15 protein-coding genes are annotated in these 18787 nt (G+C 32.8%); 3 read left to right on the top strand and 12 right to left on the bottom strand.

The window, feature by feature from the left end:
* Positions 1 to 394 precede the first annotated feature (394 nt).
* The gene (locus MY490_RS11090) at positions 395 to 838 is read left to right on the top strand and encodes a hypothetical protein (protein WP_248269241.1); all 444 of its coding nucleotides are present in this window, start codon (positions 395 to 397) and stop codon (positions 836 to 838) included.
* A gap of 479 nt (positions 839 to 1317) precedes the next feature.
* Here MY490_RS11090 and MY490_RS11085 read toward each other — a convergent pair whose 3' ends face one another.
* Positions 1318 to 1608, bottom strand: coding sequence for an SAV0927 family protein (locus MY490_RS11085; RefSeq protein WP_248269240.1), 291 nt, complete (start codon positions 1606 to 1608; stop codon positions 1318 to 1320).
* A gap of 316 nt (positions 1609 to 1924) precedes the next feature.
* Positions 1925 to 2485 (bottom strand): GNAT family N-acetyltransferase, encoded by a 561-nt coding sequence (locus tag MY490_RS11080; RefSeq protein ID WP_248269239.1) that lies wholly within the window; start codon positions 2483 to 2485, stop codon positions 1925 to 1927.
* Positions 2486 to 2654: 169 nt separating this feature from the next.
* Between MY490_RS11080 and MY490_RS11075 the strand changes: the two genes are divergently transcribed.
* Positions 2655 to 3452, top strand: a complete 798-nt coding sequence (locus tag MY490_RS11075; RefSeq protein ID WP_248269238.1) for a formate/nitrite transporter family protein — start codon at positions 2655 to 2657, stop codon at positions 3450 to 3452.
* Positions 3453 to 3538: 86 nt separating this feature from the next.
* Here the strand turns inward: MY490_RS11075 and MY490_RS11070 are convergent, their stop codons facing one another.
* The 7 genes from MY490_RS11070 to azlC form a co-directional block, all read right to left on the bottom strand.
* Positions 3539 to 4561 (bottom strand): NADH:flavin oxidoreductase/NADH oxidase, encoded by a 1023-nt coding sequence (locus tag MY490_RS11070; protein ID WP_248269237.1) that lies wholly within the window; start codon positions 4559 to 4561, stop codon positions 3539 to 3541.
* A gap of 166 nt (positions 4562 to 4727) precedes the next feature.
* Positions 4728 to 6377, bottom strand: a complete 1650-nt coding sequence (locus MY490_RS11065) for a hypothetical protein (RefSeq protein ID WP_248269236.1) — start codon at positions 6375 to 6377, stop codon at positions 4728 to 4730.
* 2 nt (positions 6378 to 6379) lie between these two features.
* Positions 6380 to 7138, bottom strand: coding sequence for an ABC transporter ATP-binding protein (locus MY490_RS11060; protein ID WP_248269235.1), 759 nt, complete (start codon positions 7136 to 7138; stop codon positions 6380 to 6382).
* A gap of 288 nt (positions 7139 to 7426) precedes the next feature.
* A complete protein-coding gene (locus MY490_RS11055) occupies positions 7427 to 9535 on the bottom strand; it encodes a HelD family protein (RefSeq protein WP_248269234.1) in 2109 nt (702 codons plus the stop codon).
* A 276-nt stretch (positions 9536 to 9811) separates the two neighbouring features.
* A complete protein-coding gene (locus tag MY490_RS11050; protein ID WP_248269233.1) occupies positions 9812 to 11569 on the bottom strand; it encodes an adenine deaminase C-terminal domain-containing protein in 1758 nt (585 codons plus the stop codon).
* An 18-nt stretch (positions 11570 to 11587) separates the two neighbouring features.
* A complete protein-coding gene (locus tag MY490_RS11045; RefSeq protein ID WP_248269232.1) occupies positions 11588 to 11920 on the bottom strand; it encodes a branched-chain amino acid transporter permease in 333 nt (110 codons plus the stop codon).
* Positions 11917 to 12627, bottom strand: a complete 711-nt coding sequence (azlC, locus tag MY490_RS11040) for an azaleucine resistance protein AzlC (protein ID WP_248269231.1) — start codon at positions 12625 to 12627, stop codon at positions 11917 to 11919. The genes MY490_RS11045 and azlC overlap by 4 nt, the downstream gene beginning before the upstream one ends.
* A 219-nt stretch (positions 12628 to 12846) precedes the next feature.
* Here azlC and MY490_RS11035 point away from each other — a divergent pair, with 219 nt between their 5' ends.
* The gene (locus tag MY490_RS11035) at positions 12847 to 14241 is read left to right on the top strand and encodes an aminotransferase-like domain-containing protein (protein WP_248269230.1); all 1395 of its coding nucleotides are present in this window, start codon (positions 12847 to 12849) and stop codon (positions 14239 to 14241) included.
* A gap of 87 nt (positions 14242 to 14328) precedes the next feature.
* Here the strand turns inward: MY490_RS11035 and MY490_RS11030 are convergent, their stop codons facing one another.
* The 3 genes from MY490_RS11030 to MY490_RS11020 all read right to left on the bottom strand — a co-directional run bounded on the left by MY490_RS11030 (position 14329) and on the right by MY490_RS11020 (position 18454).
* Positions 14329 to 14808: a GNAT family N-acetyltransferase gene (locus MY490_RS11030; protein ID WP_248269229.1), complete on the bottom strand. Its 480-nt coding sequence runs from the start codon at positions 14806 to 14808 to the stop codon at positions 14329 to 14331.
* Positions 14809 to 15103: 295 nt separating this feature from the next.
* Entirely contained in the window at positions 15104 to 17641 is a 2538-nt protein-coding gene (locus tag MY490_RS11025) for an OmpL47-type beta-barrel domain-containing protein (protein WP_248269228.1), read from the bottom strand.
* Between the two features lie 63 nt (positions 17642 to 17704).
* On the bottom strand, positions 17705 to 18454 hold the full coding sequence (locus MY490_RS11020) for a carbohydrate-binding protein (protein WP_248269227.1): 750 nt from the start codon (positions 18452 to 18454) through the stop codon (positions 17705 to 17707).
* Between the last annotated feature and the right edge of the window lie 333 nt (positions 18455 to 18787).

Genomic DNA, 18787 nt, shown 5'->3' with positions numbered 1-18787 from the left:
TACAATTTTAACATACAATTAATTATATTTTCTAATAAATGGAAAATTTTTACACTATTTCCATATTCTAATTTTAATTCGTATCAGCATCATTTCCTTTTAAATAATAAATTCCTACTGGTACGGTTTGTGAAAAGTGTTTCTCCGTAATAGAGAGTCATAGTGGAGTTCGTTTTATATTGCTATTCTCCCATTGTTCTTACATTTTTAAAAATTGAACAAGATTATTGGCAAAAATAGTTTTCTTATTTTTAGGCTCAGTTATAAAAGATTGATGATTTTCTTATACAACTAAATAACAGTTTAGTTGCATAAGAAAAGAGTTAAATCTGATTAAAAATTATTATTTTTTTGAAGAAGGTAACTACATAAAGTATAAATTTGGAGGAAATGTATGTTTGAGAAAAAGTCTATTCACGATTTGGAACTATCTGACTTTAACGAATTTCCAATATGGAAAATCGTTGATTATGATGTAGATAATGATGATGAAATGTTAGTTGAACCTCTATTTAATGAAGGAGAATCTATAAATAAGCTAGATACATATATGGTAAGAATTAAAGGGGATTTAGCAGATGGTACTGAGATATATGGTATAGGCGATGTCGATTTCGGTAAAAATAAAATTTTTAATTTTACATTCCAACTAAGTAAAACGAACTGGGAAGTACTTAATTTACCGCCAGCGCCAGATTTTGTTTTAGAAGAGTCAGGACCAATCCCATTTGCTAAAAAACTAAGTAAGAGTATACAAAATGTTTATCCAATGAAATTAAGTGCTGATATACCAAATAGCTTATTTAAAACCAATATTGAGATGTTTATAAAAGCTTAATTGCTTATTCAACTAAAGCACTGCGTTTAATTGAATTTCGTGAGTTGCTATGGCAGCTCATTTTTTTATTAATAATATAGTAGTACAGAAAATGAAATTAGGTGAAATTACACGGATGAACGTACCAAATCCAATACCTGTAAGACTGGGATAACTTCGGGAAACCGGAGCCAATTATAATTGTGCTCATTTTAATAGCTTTAAGTCAACTGTTCGTGTTAAGAATAAGTTTTAAAAAAGCTAAAAATAACCATTTAAAAGATGATTACGAATATAAATTTGATGAAAAAGTATTAAAAAAATACATACCTAGAAATTGTATGATAACAGTATTCTTTTGTATTCTTACATTGCCTATTTATTCAGAAATACCGTTTATTTTACCCCTAATACTTGCATTTGTTGGTGGAGCAATTACTTATATTAATTATAGATGGATAAATAAAAAGAGTCTCCTAAAATAAGGAGACTCTCACTTTTTAATATTGATCACTAAAAATTCGTTGTTCTAAGATGGAATGAAAAAATGATTCAATTTCTTTGATGTCTTCAGCTGCAATGCCAAGCTTTTGGTCCCAGTGTTCTGGATGATCGATGTCTTCTCTGCAAAGTAATACCATTCTTCCACTTTGAATAGAGACAACCATTGCTTTCCCTAGAAATTTTTCCGAAAAGATAACAGCAAAGTCGTAGCGATGGCTACCTGCAGCGATACAGTAATAATGAATGTTTTGGTTTTCTTTCTCTTCCGATAAAATGTAGAAATTCATCCCTACCACTCCTTTTTTTACCATAGTTTTTACTTTGAGCATCTTGCACTTTAATCGAATTGTTGCATCGATTATAAAGTAGAAAAGAGAGAATGGACTCCCTTTCTTATTTAATTAGCTAAAATATGCCAATTTTCCTTTATTTTTATTGTTAAAATTTTATGACAAATTAAAAAATATGTCATAATGCATAGGAAATTATTTTCAATTAATGTAAAATTAAACTTTTTACATAGCTACTGGGATTATTTTCCATTAAAAAAGATAAACAGTAAACTGTCTATCTTAAATGAATCAAAATATTTATTTTACTAAATTAGCTTTGTGTAACCTTCTCTGCAAATTCTTCTTCTAAGATTGCCAAACAAACATGATCATACCACTGATCTCTAATTTTTAAGTTTTTACGATAATAGCCTTCTTTCACAAATCCAACCTTTTCAAGGACGCGTAAAGAACCTAAGTTTTCTGGATTAACTTCTGATGTCACACGGTGGAACTTCAAATCTTCAAATGCAATTTTCAGAGCAAGTTTCAAAGCTTTCGTCATATATCCTTGTCCATTAAATTTTTCCGCAATATGGTAACCAACCATACAACTTTGTTTAGGTCCTCGTGTAACAAAAATGAATTGTACTTCTCCTATTAAAGTTAGATCATTGTCTACTTTAAGAAAGATTGCAAAATCATATCTACTATCTTCTGCACTTTTTTCCATAAACTCTTTAATACTATTCATTTGCCCTTCAACGGTGTAAAAGTCTTCTTTCCTTAACGTAGGAGACCATTTTTCAAAATGTTCTTTATTTTCTACATGTAATTGTAACTTAGCCTCTGCATCCTCAAACGTATATGGGCGTACGATAACTTCTTTCAAATTAACCCCTCCAATAAACTATACATATCTACTATTCGTTATCGATCAAGACATTAATAAGAGTTGATTTAATTATACGGAAAATTGTTAATAATTAAATTTTACCATAAAAATTTTCAAAAATGCTATTTCTTAAACATTTATGGACAAATTAAGAAGGGGTGATTCGATGGAAGTAAAACCGTTGTTAGAAGTAGAAAAGTTAGCCTTAAAGAAACAAAAAATATTTGAACAAAGCCATCTTCGCTACGTATTAAGAAGTATGCTTGCAAGTATGTTTATTGGATTCGGTGTAATGGTAGCATTCAAGACAGGGAACGGATTTTTCTTAGTTAATTCTCCTGTTGCTTACCCAATTGCTGCATTAACATTTGGAGCAGCTATTGTGTTGATTTGGTATGGTGGTGGAGATCTCTTTACTGGGAATACATTTTATTACACCTATGCTGCATTGAGAGATAAAATGAAATGGCCTAAAGTTTTTGAGCTTTTGGTATATAGTTATGTAGGAAATGTATTAGGGGCATGTCTTTTTGCTTTTATTATTTATACTACTGGACTTTTTGATGCTCCTGACTCAAGTGCATTTCTATTATCAGTTGTCGAACATAAAATAGATAATTCTATTTTCCATTTGTTCGCAAGGGGTATCTTGTGTAATTGGCTCGTGTGTCTTGCTTTTTTCATACCAATGTCTTTTGGTGAAACTGAAAATCTAACAAAAATTACTGCGATGATGTTATTTGTATTTTGTTTCTTTATGTCCGGTTACGAGCATAGTATTGCCAATATGTGCTCCTTTGCAATTGCACTTGTAATTGATCATCCTGCCACTATTTCTATATCAGGTATAATTCGAAATCTTATTCCTGTAACAATAGGAAATCTTATTGGTGGAGAATTTATGATGGCTGTTATGTACTATTTTGCGAACAAACCATATTTTGATGAAGTAAATTCAAAATGAGGTCTAGTTAGAAACTATCCGATTTTTTTATAGCCTGATTTAAAAAGTACGCTGATCACTCAGCGTACTTTTCTACTAATTTATTCTTAATATGCTCTCTCATACGGTTTTGGAGTCAAAGGTTTCCCATCAAGAAGGATAGAAGCTTCATTCGCCCAATAAGGATTGCTTAGCATCCCACGACCAACAGCGATTAAATCAGCTTCTTGATTGCCAAGTACAGATTCTGCAAGATTAGCATCATCTAATTTCCCTACTGCAATGACAGGGATTTCTACTTCTTTCTTTATTTGTTCAGCCAATTTGACTTGATATCCAGGATGAGATCCAGGTCTACCTCCTGAACCGATTGGACCTTCACCACCGGATGAAATGTGGAAGATATCGACACCTGCATCACGGAATGCTTTAGCCATTTCCACAGAATAATCTAGTCCATAGCCTCCCTCTACGTATTCTAATGCAGAAATTCGCATGATAAGTGGCATTTCAGCTGGCATTACACTTTTAGCTGCTTTAATAACTTCTTTTCCAAATAAAAATTTATCTTGTCCATATTCATCTGTTCTTTGATTCGTATAAGCAGATGCAAATTGGTGAATAAGATAGCCATGTGCACCATGAAGCTCAATCGTATCTACACCAGCAAGAACCGCGCGCTCTACACCTTTTTTGAACTTTTCAACCATTTCTTTAACTTCTATGTTTGTTAACTCATGTGGAGTTTTTGATTTCTCGTTAAAAGCGTTCGGTGAGGAGGACACTGGAATTGGAGCATCTTCAGCTTTACGTCCTGCATGAGCAATTTGAATCGCAACTTTTGCACCATATTTATGGCATTCATCGATAATTCGCTTAAATGCCGGTATATGGTCATCACTCCAAATTCCTAGGCAATAATCTGAAATGCGGCCACGATCTTCAACATTTGTCATTTCAATAATGATTAAACCCGTACCTCCGATTGCTCGACTAGTATAGTGAACGAAATGCCAATCTGTTGGTATCCCATCTTTTAAATGGACTGAATATTGACACATAGGTGGCATTACAACACGATTTTTTAATTCTAATCCTTTGTATTTGAATGGTTTGAATAAATTAGACATAGTCAACGTCCTCTCACAAACTTTTTATTCAAGCTACAATCCCATATTATCCCAATCAACTAAAAAGTTCTATTTAATTGCTCAAGTCACTTGTTTATCTTACCCAAGAAATAAAATATAAAAAGTAGAAAGCATTGGCCCTCTACTTTTTAGAAATAAATACTATTCATAATTCTTCGTTCCAAAAATTCCAAATCGTTTTATAAGCGTGCTTCCACGAAAAGAAAGTCACGATAATTAGCAATACTAAGTAGATCATTACACCAAATGGAATAAAAGTTATCCCCCAGTGAATTAATGCTAATAACCCGCCTAAAACTAAGGCAATCATTATTTTAATACCAGAATTCTGTTGAGCATCCTCAAACGACTCTGAAAATGGAAGTGTTCCTTTAAGATAATTTGAGCAAATAATTGTATATAAAATGGAGCTTACAAAAACAACTAATAGATCAGGTAAAATGACAAAACCAAAGATTCCTATAAAAATTAAACTTAAAATAAAATAGATAGGAAAATATAGATTTGCGATAAATACTTTTAAAGTTGCACTATATAATGGTGCGAGGTTTGATACTGGCGCTGTTTTATAAATCCAAGCACCTTTATATTTCCCGGAATATTTTAGCATTGCGATTGCATTCGGAATGATTAAACAAGACGAATAAATCGTTAAATAACTCCTACTTGAAACGATATGATGATAGGAAGAAATTTGTAATTGATTCAATAGAAAAACGAATGGAAGAACGAGTGATAATCCCAATGATGGATAAACCTTTAAACGGAATTCCCTCTCGTTTCGCATCATATTATCTGCAAATCTAAAAAATACCTTTTCTTCATTATTACTGCAAAATACTTTGTACAGCCACTTCTTCCAATTACTGTCTTTTTTTCTATTCATGCCACTATTATTTGATAATTTTTGAAGATTTTTCTCAAAGGACGGGATCAATAAACTATAGAACATGATCGCAATAATAGGGATTATTACTGCCAAAATAGAAAATCCAATAAGATATGTACTTGTGTTACGATTTAAAATTAACTCAAATGGCGCACCGAACCATATTGGGGGAATAAGAAAATGATACCAAGTAGGCGAAAATGACATATCTAGATTTACAAAGCTAAATGCTCTACCAACAAGTTGATAACCTACAGCAATTGAAATTGATAGTCCGATTTGGACGTAATTGATAATATCTTTTAACTTTTCACCATCAAAAAATCTTAAAATGAAAAAATAGATAATCGACGTTAAGACAACTATGAATAAATTGATGAGAAGTAGCTCTACAATCGCCAAAATTAAGAATAAAAATCCATGTCTAAATGTCCCAACTATGACTGGCAAAGCTGTAATTGATGTCGTTATTAATAAAAGATAGATTGATATGTGTACCATTTTTGCAGCAGTAATCGTCTTTTTCCCAATTGGTTTTGTATGAAGAATCCCCTTGTCCTTCACATCAAGTAAGACTGTTGAAAAATCCGAGATCATTGATGTCATGATGAGGAACATAATAATGCCAAAAAAAGCGCTCATTTCATACACAAAACTTTTTCCAAAAAGCACTAATGGAATGAGCATCAGACTAAGTAAAGCATATATTCCTAATGATTTTGTGATTCCATTTTCTTCGTCTTTCTTTGTTTTTTTGTTGTTTTGATTAAAAATGGTCGGTGTCCTACGGCTATCCATTGTTAATTTAACTGCTAATATTTTACGCATGACTGGATATTCAACACCGAACAGTTCAAATATAGGTCGAAAAAAGGCTAAGATTTTTAACATAGGGAAATCCTTCATAATTATCCCCCTTTAACAATTGATACGAATTCCTCAGCTAAAGCTTGATGTTCATTAAACCCTGTAAGCTGATTGAAAATCTGTTCCAATGATCCTTTTTCATTTTGCTCCTTTAATTCTTTAAAACTACCATCTGCAACGATTTTACCATCATTGATCAAAATAATTCGATTACTTATTTTCTCTACTACATCCATAATATGTGATGAATAAAAAATCGTTTTTCCATTTGCAGCTAAAATGGCTAGAATTTCTTTAAAAACCATTACACTATTTGCATCAAGCCCACTTAGTGGCTCATCCAAAAACAATAAATCAGGATTATGTATTAAACTTGAAATGATTAGGACTTTTTGCCTCATCCCCTTTGAAAAAGAAGAAATTCGAGATAAATAAACTTCCTCCAAACCAAATACCTTCATTAACTTCAAAGCCTTATCATCAGCTTTATTAAAATCCATCCCATATAGTTCTCCAACGAATGTTAAATACTCTCTAGCTGTAAGATTTTCGTACAGTTCAGCAATTTCAGGAACATACCCAATTTTCTTCTTGTATTCAACATTCTGATCTGAAATTTCTTCCGCAAAAATCTCAACATTCCCAGAGTAATTTCCTTCTAGTCCTAATAAAATTTTTATAGTCGTGCTTTTACCTGCTCCATTTGGTCCAATATAACCAATAATTTGTCCACGTTGAATAGTTAAATCAATGCCTTTTAAAACCGATTTTCCACCATAGTCCTTTTTTAAATCCTTCAAACACAATACGACTTCTTGTTTTGTCTCGATGATGATCACCTACTTTTTATTTAATACTTCAATATTAATAGACTACTAATCTTGTTGAAATGAGCAAGATTTACCATATTTTAGGTAATTTCTTGACAAAAACAGAAGGATTTTCTGTCTGTTTTAATAAATTATGAGTCAAGAGTTTTAGAAAGTTCATTCGAGTCAAAATAAAAAAGCATCGATCTGTAAAATCGATACTCTTTTGTAAATTATTAATTAATTGAGTTAAAATAATTAACATTGTATTTAAACTGTCTAAAGTGGTGATTTTCCAATCAGTGGAGATTTGTTTCCGGTATATAATACGATCAAATTGTGAAGTGCTCGAGTACATCCAACATAAAGTAACTTTGCATCTTGTTTCGTTTCCTCATAATGCGCATCATCTACATCAACAAGTAGTACAGCATCAAATTCAAGTCCTTTAGAAAGATACACCGGTACTACTGAAATTCCACCTTCATATTTTCTCTCTTTTGAATGAATAAAAGATACTTCTTCTCCAGCTGCAAATAATTCACTATGTAAAATTGCACACTCATCCTCAGTACGGCCAATAATTGCAATTGTATCCATTTTGTCCTTTTTTAATTGGTGAATGGAATTAATGATTACTTGAATTCGATTTGTATGATCTACTTCTTGTATTTTAACTTGTTCTCCACTTCTAAATACTGGATTTGCTAAGCTAACAGGTATATTTGCTTTTTTTATAATCTCATTCGCAAAATGAATAATTTCCATTGTAGAACGATAGCTTCTATTTAACTCGTAATAGGTTACTTCTTTTTTATTAAATATCTCTAAAAATTCATCCCAAGTATTAATCCCTTGATACTCGTGAATGGCTTGGGATAAATCGCCGAGAATGGTGAACGAATTTCCAAGCGTCATCTTATTTAATAATGCAATTTGGAAAGGTGAAAAATCTTGAGCTTCGTCTACTATTACATGATGGAACTTTTGCTTTGACTCAATTCCAAAAAGACGATTGTGAATATAGACTAGCGGAGCCAAATCCTCCTGATCCATCTCTTTCTTTTTACAATTTAAAGATGTAAATTTAATAATATCTGCTGGTATTTCGTCTACAAAAGAAGCATCCTTTGTTGTTGTGAATAGAGATTTATAGAAAGAAAGTGCAGTATGCTTTGGCCATTGTTTCATATAAGAATTCAAATATTGAGTAGCTTTTTTCTTTTTCTCTTTTCTTATATTTGTTTCTTCTATCACCTTTAGCTCATTATCAATCCATTTCTTGAGCCTTGCAACAATGCGTTCTCTCCGTTTGGCAAGTGGATAATGTTTATATTCAATACTAAACCAATGTTTAAGGGTTTCTTTATCAATCTTTCTGTTTTTCCAAGGTTTGAAATCTTTTTCAGGAACAGCTGAGGCTTCATACATATCCATACATCGATCAATATATGACATAAAATGAGTTGAGCCTTTCCATTTACCTGGACTAAAACGATTGATTTCAAGCCGGTTAGCACCAGTTGCAAACCATTTATTTAGGTTTTCTGATGAATCCTTTAGTTTGACTTCATGGTCGAGGGTATTTAATGCCCAATCAGAAAATGTTGTTTGTTGAATGCCACCTACACCTAATTCTGGAAGAACGTTTGAAATATAATCTAAAAACATATTATTAGGTGCAAAAATTATCATTTTATCTGCCCTTAATGTTTCACGGTATTGGTAAATTAGAAATGCAAGTCGATGAAGAGCAACAGTTGTTTTTCCGCTTCCTGCTACTCCTTGAATGACTAAAGGTGTATTTTTAGATGAACGAATAATATCATTTTGTTCAGATTGAATAGTAGATACAATATCCTTCAAGCGATTATCTTTGTTTTCACTCAATCGATATAGAAGAAAATCATCAGTAGTTGATACATCTTGATCGCCTTTTACATATGTATCTACAACACGTTGGAGATTTTTGTTGCGGATTACTATATTTCGTTTTAAATAGATTATCCCTTCGATTATCCCTTCCGGAGATTCGTAATAGGCAGGATCGTCCCCTCCTGTAAACGAATAAAACATACTTGCAATTGGTGCACGCCAATCAATTATCAATGGGTTTTCTGTAGATTGTTCTGATATTCCTACTTTTCCTATGTAAACAGGTACCGAATCTTTATACTCCTCTTGAAAATCCATTCTCCCAAAATATGGTTCGTTTTTTGCTAAGCGAAGATTCCTTCGATTCGTATCTCGAATTCCTTCAAGTACTTGTTCGGTTACATCACTACCAGTGTAAACGGGAATCCCTTCAAGTTTCGTTAGCTGTCGTTCCATTTCAGATTGAATTGTGTTTAGATACTGTTGTTCTTCTTTAAATTGTTGTGATGTCATTTTTTCTACCCCCTTTATATAAATAAATAGCCGAATTTTCAGACGGAAAGATATTGTAACAAGATTTAATTACTAAAGTAAAGAGATAATTAAAAGAAAATAAAATTTTTAGAGAAAGTTGATAATTTAATTGTATTGTCGTTTAGAAATGGACATCAGATGTATGTTTAATTCAATATTATCGTAACGGAAATTAAAGTTCATTACAAAAAAGGCACGAGTCCGCTACAATTCGGATTCATACCTTAAAAATTGGAAATATACATTGAGAGTATCTCATTTTATTTTATGTGGCGTTTCTCTTTTTACTGTTGAAACTACTATATTATTATTTTTCACATCATATAATCCACTTGGTGTTAATCGAATAAATGGTAAATGGGTTGCAGAAAAGAATAATAGCGTAAAAGCAGGATCGTCGTATTTATATCCTTTTTCTTTTAACAATTTGATCATTTTTTTCTCTATTTGGATTAAACTGTCCATTTCTAATTCAGACATGCTACCTTTTAAAGCTAAAGATATTTCGTGGACAACTTTGTTCTCTTCTACTAATACCATGCCACCACCTATTTCTTTCATTCTTTCAAAAGCTTTTAGCATATCGGATTTTCTTTTGCCTAAGATTAAAATGTCTCCAGTACCAGAATAAGAACTTGCAAATCCACCTATATGCCTAGCAAATCCTTTCACTACCGTGTTTAATCTCCAAGAACCATCTTTCCCAACCATTAAAAGAAAACATTCATCATGTTCGTATGATAATTCATCACTTTCTACATCAATTATACTTTCATATGGTTTTGTAATAACGTTATTTATCAAGTTTATACCATATGTACTTGAAAGACTCAGATCCTCTTTTTGTAAAGTCCACTTTAAATCTAGTTTAGAAAATTGATAGTTCTCCCAATCGATTGGCAAATACTGATTGATAAGGTTTCCGTCTTTCTTGATCCATTTACCTTTTGCTAAAACACTTTGAGGTGTAGGGTTTTCTTTACTTTCAAGTAGATTAATATTTGCTATTCTTCCTGTGGCGATGGAACCATGTAAATGTTCCATATTATAATAGCAAGCTACATTATAACTTGCCATATTATATGAATCAATTAACGGTATTTCGTGACGGATAGCTATTTTTATTAATTCATCAGTCATTCCTTTTTCATAAAAATAAGGATGTGAACCGTCAGTCGTAAAGAAAAAACGATCAAATTTTTGAATAGCGAGCTCTTTAATTTCCTTTAGAAGCACTTCTAAATCAGGTCTTATTGAAGAATGTCTTAATGAAACCATATAGCCCTGCATTAATCGCGAAAGTACTTCTTTTCCTGTCATTGCTTCATGATCACAATCTGCACCTAATAACATTAACTTAGCTAAAGTGCGTTCTGAAGCTCCAGGAAAATGCCCTTCCACTTTCTTATTTAATTTCTTTGTCTCTTGTATCCAGGTAAGCATTTGGTTGTCACCGTTTAGCAACTTTGGCCACGCAGTTAGTTCTCCACCTTGTAATACTAATTCATTTTCAAGCCAAGACATAACATCTTCTGAATTAAATAGCTCATCATTATTCGGAAATTCAGTTTGTGCGTCGAAACGACACCACCAATACATGCTTGATGGGATATTTTTAAAATCATTCAATAATTTAAAAGCAGCTTGACTAGGCAATTCTAAGAATAATTTTAGATTATCGTTTATTAATGTTGTTGTACCGAATTGTCCAGCATGCTTCGCTAAAGTAAGAGGATTATAGAGTTGGTAGGGATGTGCATGAGGTTCAATATAACCTGGTACTAAGTACTGCCCTTGACAATCTACCACTTCAATTTCATTCAAGTTTTCCGGAAGAGCTTCTCCAACATAAACGATCCGATCCTGGTAAACCCATATATTCGCATGGAGCCATTGGTTCAAATATGAATTTAAATACGTTGCATTTTTTAAAATGATATGTGGATTAATTACTCCATCAAGAACATTTACTTGATTTCTAAGTTGTTCATTACTCCATCTATACTTTGTCATCATTTCACTCCTATATCGTTAAAAAACTAATTGCACAAGAATCATATAAACAAATGTACCTCCCGCTATCGAAAGAAGCATCATTCTCTTCCATAAATGGAGTATCGCAACAATAAATACTGAAATAAACTCTGGCAAACCGTGAGTGCCGGAAAGCATATTTACATTTTTAAAACAATAGATGACCAATAGTCCAATTACTGCAGACGGTAGGACTTTACCTAAATACTGTACATACCTCGGTGTAACTTTCCCCGGTGGAAAAATGATAAATGGAAGAAATCTTGTCAGCATAGTACCTAAAACAACCATTGATACTGTGATAATTTGCTGTGTTATATTCATCGTCATACTGATACCTCGACTTTCTTAGAAGGTTTTCTAAGTACACTAAGAGTAACGAGAATTGAAAGCATCGCAGGAATAATGAAATGATCTCCACCAAAAATAATAAGACAGATAGTTGAAAGTCCAACCCCTGTTAGAGCACTAATATGTTTTGTCTCTTTTTTCCACTGCTCAATGAATATAACAACAAAAAGGGCAGTCATTACGAATTCAAGCCCTTTAGTATTGAATTTTACAAGTGATCCAAAAATTCCTCCAATAGATGCTCCAATTACCCAATACAAATGATTAAGGAATGTAACAAAAAACATAAACCATCTCTTATCTACGTTATCTGGTATATCCGCGGTATAATTTATCGAAAAAGTCTCATCACATAGACCGAAAATTAGATAGATTTTTTTCTTTCCAGTGCCTTTATATTTATCTAACATTGAGATTCCATAAAACAAATGTCGCGCGTTCACCATTAAAGTTAGTAAAAGTGCGTTAATTGGATTAAAACCCATCAGTAATAAGTTTGCTGCAATAAATTCCATCGATCCAGCAAAAATTGTTAGCCCCATCAAAATCGGATAAATGGCACTGAATCCTAAAGAGTTCATAAAAACCCCATAGGCTATCCCTAAAAATAAAAATCCTGCAAAAATGGGTATCGTGTGTGGAAAAGCAAAGCGAAATGCCATCCAAGGTTTGTTTCCCTTTTTCATAGTTTCACATCCTGTATCGTTAAATTTATTCTAATTTAACATACGGAATCCATACAAAAAATGAAATAATTGTATGGATTACAATTTTCTAAAAATTAAATCAAGTACAGTTTAAAGAATATTTACTGACTTTCTACTCAATTAAATATAGATTTGTATTTTTTGAATTCCATACAAAAATGATATAATTGTATGGAATTAAACAGTAGAGGTGAAAAAATGCCAGTAAATTCATTTGAAAATTATCCAATGTCATGGAAACCCGATAAATTGACTTTAAAACGTCCTTTTTATCATTCGATTGCACTACAACTAGAACAAGATATTATTAATGGCTTTCTAGCACCTGGTACAAAGTTACCACCACAGCGAGAATTGGCTGATTTTCTGGACTTAAACTTTACGACAATCACTCGAGCCTACAAGATATGTGAAGTAAAAGGTTTAATCTATGCGATGACAGGAAGTGGAACTTTTGTTGCTCCGAATGCAGCACATTCAATCACGATTTCTACAGATAAAACAGCAAATAGTATTGATCTTGGCTTTGTAGCTTCTTTTGAACAAACGAATAGTATTGTGACTGAAGCAATTCAGAAAGTAGTCAGTAAAAGCTATTTAGATCAATTATTAAATTACAATGACCCCACTGGTATCCCACATCAAAAAGCAGCAGCACTAAACTGGATGGAAGCTTTTGGTATAAAAGCTAAACAAGATAATTTAGCAATTGCGTCTGGTACTCAGAACGCTTTGGTCCTTGCTTTGGCTAGTTTATTTGAGCCAGGTAATCGAATTGCAACAGATTTTTACACCTTTTCAAATTTTATTGAGCTGGCAAAAATGTTACACATTCAATTAATCCCTATCCCCTGCGACCAGTTTGGAATGTTACCGGATGAACTTGAAAAGCAATGTAGTCAATTAAATATACACGGCATATTCCTAATGCCTTCTTGTAGTAACCCAACCACTATAATGATTTCAGACTTTCGAAAACTTGAACTAGCTTCTGTCATAAGGAAGCATCGTTTAATTTTAATCGAAGATGATATACATGCATTTATAACTGCGGGAGTAATTTCTGATTACAAACAACCTATGTATAACCTACTGCCAGAACAAAGCGTATATATTTGTGGTACATCAAAGTCCATCTGTTCTGGATTGAGAGTTGCTTATATGGTTTTTGGGGATGTATTACGCGAAAAAATTTTGAAGGCTATTTTTAATCTTAACGTAAAAACATCTTCACTTGATGTGGAAGTAATTACTGAACTGATCTTATCAGGAAAAGCACATGAAATCGTTCAACAAAAGAAACAGTTAGCTGAAACTGTTAACGATATCTATTCATCCTATTTCCCTGTAAATAAGGTTGGTCATCCGCTTAGTTTTTACCGTTGGCTCCCCATTCATAGTCATAGTAATGGAGTAAACTTAGAGGCAGATTTAAAAAAATTAGGTGTACGTGTATTTCATTCTGATCGTTTTCTGAGTGGACAATCTTCTTCTGAAAAGTATTTACGTATTGCACTTTCTTCTACCCAATCTTTAGGGGATTTAGATTCTGGATTGAAAATTCTATCTCAATATCTCCTCAAAAAGATTTAAATAATTACTGTACAACATTTGAAAAAATGGAGCTGAATGACGAATGAAGATCAGCTCCCTCTAAACTATTAATTTATTCTTTTATTTTTATTTAAAGCGAGAAGAACTAACCTTTAAGTTATAATCAGTAATTTCAAATCCAAGTTGTTGATAGAGATTCAATGCACCTTGATTATGACCAAAAACGTGTAGCCATACATCATCTACTCCTAACTCATTAATTTCTTGTATACACATACTCATCGTTTCTTTACCGAATCCTTGACCTCTATATGCTGGATAAATGAGAATTTCATATAAATAAGCATAATTTGGCTCTTGTTTTTTGTTAATAGAATACCAAATATAACCAATCGTTTCTTCATTTAAAACAATGTTTTTCAAATAGTTATTTTCAGTATTTTCACCATCTGGTAATAAAGATTGAAAAGCTGCCTTAGATTGTTCTAAAGCTGTTTCTTCTTTCCAACTTCCATTTTTCACTTTATCATTTGCAAAATTAACAGTTGCTATTTCTAGGAATCTCTGAAAATCTTGGTTATCCATAAGTGTTAAATTTAAAGTCAAATTAGAACATCCTTTTTTAAAAATATTTTTCAAGCTTATAGCCCATATAAGTATTCAATTTTATATTCGGAATATCCTTTTTTGAATGTCAGACTAAGAAAATAGGACGATATTTTTCACTAACAAATAGTAATTTTTGAGTTCTATCCTAAAAATAGGTGGAATTGGGTAAAAGAGTACTATTCAAATGTTTATTTTCAAATCCATTTATACTGATAAAATATGAAAGTAAAAAAGACCCTCAATCGATTAAATTGAGGATCCTTTAAACTACTACTCTATCTTTTTGTACAAATTATTGTTGTGACAACAAATATTGAGCGTCTCTAAGTAAATATTCTGCAGCCTCATTTGTGATGTGTTTACCACTTTGAGCCTTAACTTCATTCAAGAAACCTTTCAAATTGTTATTTCCTAACTTTTCGTGGAGGCTATTTGCGATTCCTACATTGTCAATCCATTCGGTATCAGCAAAGTGCTTTACTAATTCATTTAAAGATTCATTTGTTGTAATAGTTTGAAATTGAATAGTTTTTGTACCAATATTACCAGCTTTGTCAACTGAATAGATTACAATTGAATGTAAACCAAGTGGCAATGTATATAATGCAATCGGTGAACCAATTTTGTATGCATACGTATCAAGTTTTGCCTTTGTTTTAGAGTTATCAACACCTGAAAAATTGTCTACTAATGTAAACTTAGGCGTAATTTCCTCATCATTTTCAAAAATACTGCCATCGATCGGGACAGATTCTGTAACGATTGGTCCCGTCTTATCAATACTTATAATAAGTTGTTTTGTTACTTCTACATTTCCTGCGTTATCAATCGCACGATATTCAACTTTGTGTATGCCTTCCTCTGTCAAAGTTAATTGGTTTTGGGATACCCATTCGCCTTCGTCTATCCTTGTCTCAATACGATTGACACCTGTACCATTCAGATTGTCCTCAGCATTGAAATTAACATTTACATTCTTTATATTCCACACATCGTCACCAATAATCCCGTTAGTTGTTGCGGTTGTCATAGGCGAATCAACATCGATGCTTCGTCCATATACTTCAAATTCATAAATATTTGCTGTACCTGTTTCAGCATAATTTTGAGGTGTCGTAATGTAAAGCCTGACATACCTTACATTTGTTTTATTAAAATACCTGTCTGTGCTATTAGATACATTACCTGCAACGGTGTCTAGATCCTTCCAAGTAGTTCCATCTAGACTTCCCTGAAGTTTATAATTTTTAGTATTTAGAGATATGCTTTCTCCACCTTCTCCAGAATGCTTCACGATCCATCTACTAATATCATAGTCTTGTCCAAGGTCCACCATTAGCCATTTGTCTCCGTTAGTATTCGAAGACCACTTACTATCATTTTTAGCAGACCCATCAACGGCCTTTGAAGGGTCATTCCCTATTAAGCTACCATTTGCTGTAGCTGTCTTGTTCAAAGTCAAATTGTATGGTGCCGGATCATACGCTAATGTTGTAACATTAATTGCACTACTTTCTTCTGATAAATTACCTGCTGCATCCTTTGCTTTGACTGTAAATTGATATGTTGTATTAGCTTTTAGTCCTGTTATTTCAAAGTTTGTACGACCAGTTGTAGAACCAATCAAAGTCCCAGCGTTAAAAATATCATAGCCAGTTACACCTACATTCCCCTTAAAATTATCTGTTGATGCATTCCAAGATAGAATTGCCGTTTTGTCCGTTACTAACTTTGTAGTAATATTTGACGGTGAAGTTGGTGCTTGTTGATCCGCTTGAAGCGCATCCGTCGTATAATTTTTTATTGTCCATGTAGCAATTGTACTTTTTTTAGCAAAGTCCCTTCCATTAATTACAACTCTATCGGCATATATATCAAAAATCAGCCCTTGAGCACCTGGCTCTTTAGAATAAGAAGGGTTATATTTTATTGCTCCATCTCTTATCATTGAAAAATACTGTTTATTATATAAAGTACCAGGTAGTCTAATATCATCATGAACATGTCCAGTTATTAATACGCTTTGAGGATATTCACCTACAATATCTTTAAATCTTTGGTCCTGTACTTCATCACTTTGATAGCCATCCTCTGGCCTTGTCATTGACACAGTATTACCTAATGGTTGGTGAACGAATAAAAAGATTGGTTTAGATTTTTTAGCGCCCTCGGCCAATTTTACTTTTAACCAGTTAAGTTGCGTATCCGAAAGGTAAGCACTGTCCTTATCATCCGTCTCGGTTGCCAAATAAATAAAATGATATCCATTAATCCATTTATCAAAATACACAGCTGGCATTCCGGTATGGGATAGAAATCTATTTTTAGCGGTTTCGAATCCGTTCATCCATCTTACATCATGGTTTCCAAATACATAGTTGCGATTTAATTCAGGATATTTATTCATCGTTGACATAAAAGTATCGTATTGTGCATCTGTCCCATAATCAGTAAGGTCACCTACGACGCTAACTGATTTCACATTATTATTAACCGCATCATGCATTGTTTCATTTAATATAAGGTCATTGCTATCACCTTTTACATTGGAATGTGTATCAGAAATTGCCATAAAACTGAATTTATAACTAGTATCTTTTTCAGGAGTTGACGAAGCTAGTACAGTAACATTTATTTGTGTTGACAGTGCGACATTATTTGGATTAGTAATGTCTTCAGGCTTGTTTACTAATCCTGAAATCGAAAACCTCTGCTCTGCCTTTAAGGCTGGATTATAGCCTGAAGAGTCAATATCCCATTTAACTGGTGCATTAACATTTCCTCCATCAGTAACTAGATCTACATTACTAGGCAAACCTAATGCGACCATTGATGGTGCTGTGCCATTTTCTACCCCTGTGATTGATTGAGGTGCGATAATACTTTGTAGAATCTATGGATTTATATTTACTGAGTAGGTAACTTTCTTACCTCGTATTGTGAGCGTTAAGGTTTGATTAGTTGTTGCCGAAGAACTATTGATTCCGCTCACATCTGAAGCTCTAATCTCCTCTACACGTTTTGTACCATCAATATACGTACCTGTGACCTCTAACCCCGTAAGATCAAGGCTTTCACCAATGCGATAGGAAGTCTTCGTTGGTAGCTTTGTTAGAGAAATACTGTTCAACGATTTTGAAAATTGAAACCAGTTTATATTGGCAACATATGTTTTTCCAACCGCAACCTTTAATACAAGATAGACATTATGTACTCCAGTAACCTCAGTAATACCAGTAGACATAGTTTGATAAACATTCCAATTGTCTGGTGCAGTTGCTGTAACTGAAAGGGTACCTACTTTCTTACCATTCGTACTATTAGGACTGTCAATCCAAATCTCAATGTCTCCACCAGCATTAGATCCCTTAACTGCGACTCTTGCACTGAAATTTGTAGCACCATTAATACCGCTTCCAAAATCAAAATTCCCGTATTCCAAATACTGGTTATCATTCGTTCCACCAACATTTTGTCCACCGTCTGGACAAGCTTCAACTTTAAGATTTGAACCCGACCTAGAAATAAAACTTTCTGCTTCTGACAGCTTATACCCATCAGTAGATGCATACACTGGTCGTATGTAGCTCACACTGCTTAAAATAAGTAATACTGACATAATAATTAAAAATAAATGCTTCAACTTCCTTCTCCTCCCCATCTTACCACTCCTGTTTTTAAATTCTTATTTGCCCATGGACATCATTATCTTATCTACCTATTATTAAATTGAAATCTATAAAATGTAATCCTTCTGTAAAATGTTTTAAAATCTTCTCATAACTTTCTATACTCCCAAATTTATACAAAAATATATAAATAGTAGGTAAATTACTTAAATTATCCACTTAATAAAAAAAGGTTAAGTCCCAATCAAGAAGGGAACTTAACCTATACTCTCAACTATTTTAGTATTTTTACATCTTAGACTTTACTTAAAATTAACACTACCTCTAAAACCATTCACATTTCATAA

Source organism: Gottfriedia acidiceleris (genome assembly GCF_023115465.1).
Classification (GTDB): Bacteria; Bacillota; Bacilli; order Bacillales; family Bacillaceae_G; genus Gottfriedia; species Gottfriedia acidiceleris_B.
Note: the sequence above shows the minus strand (reverse complement) of the source record. Positions and strands in the feature narration are given on the sequence as shown.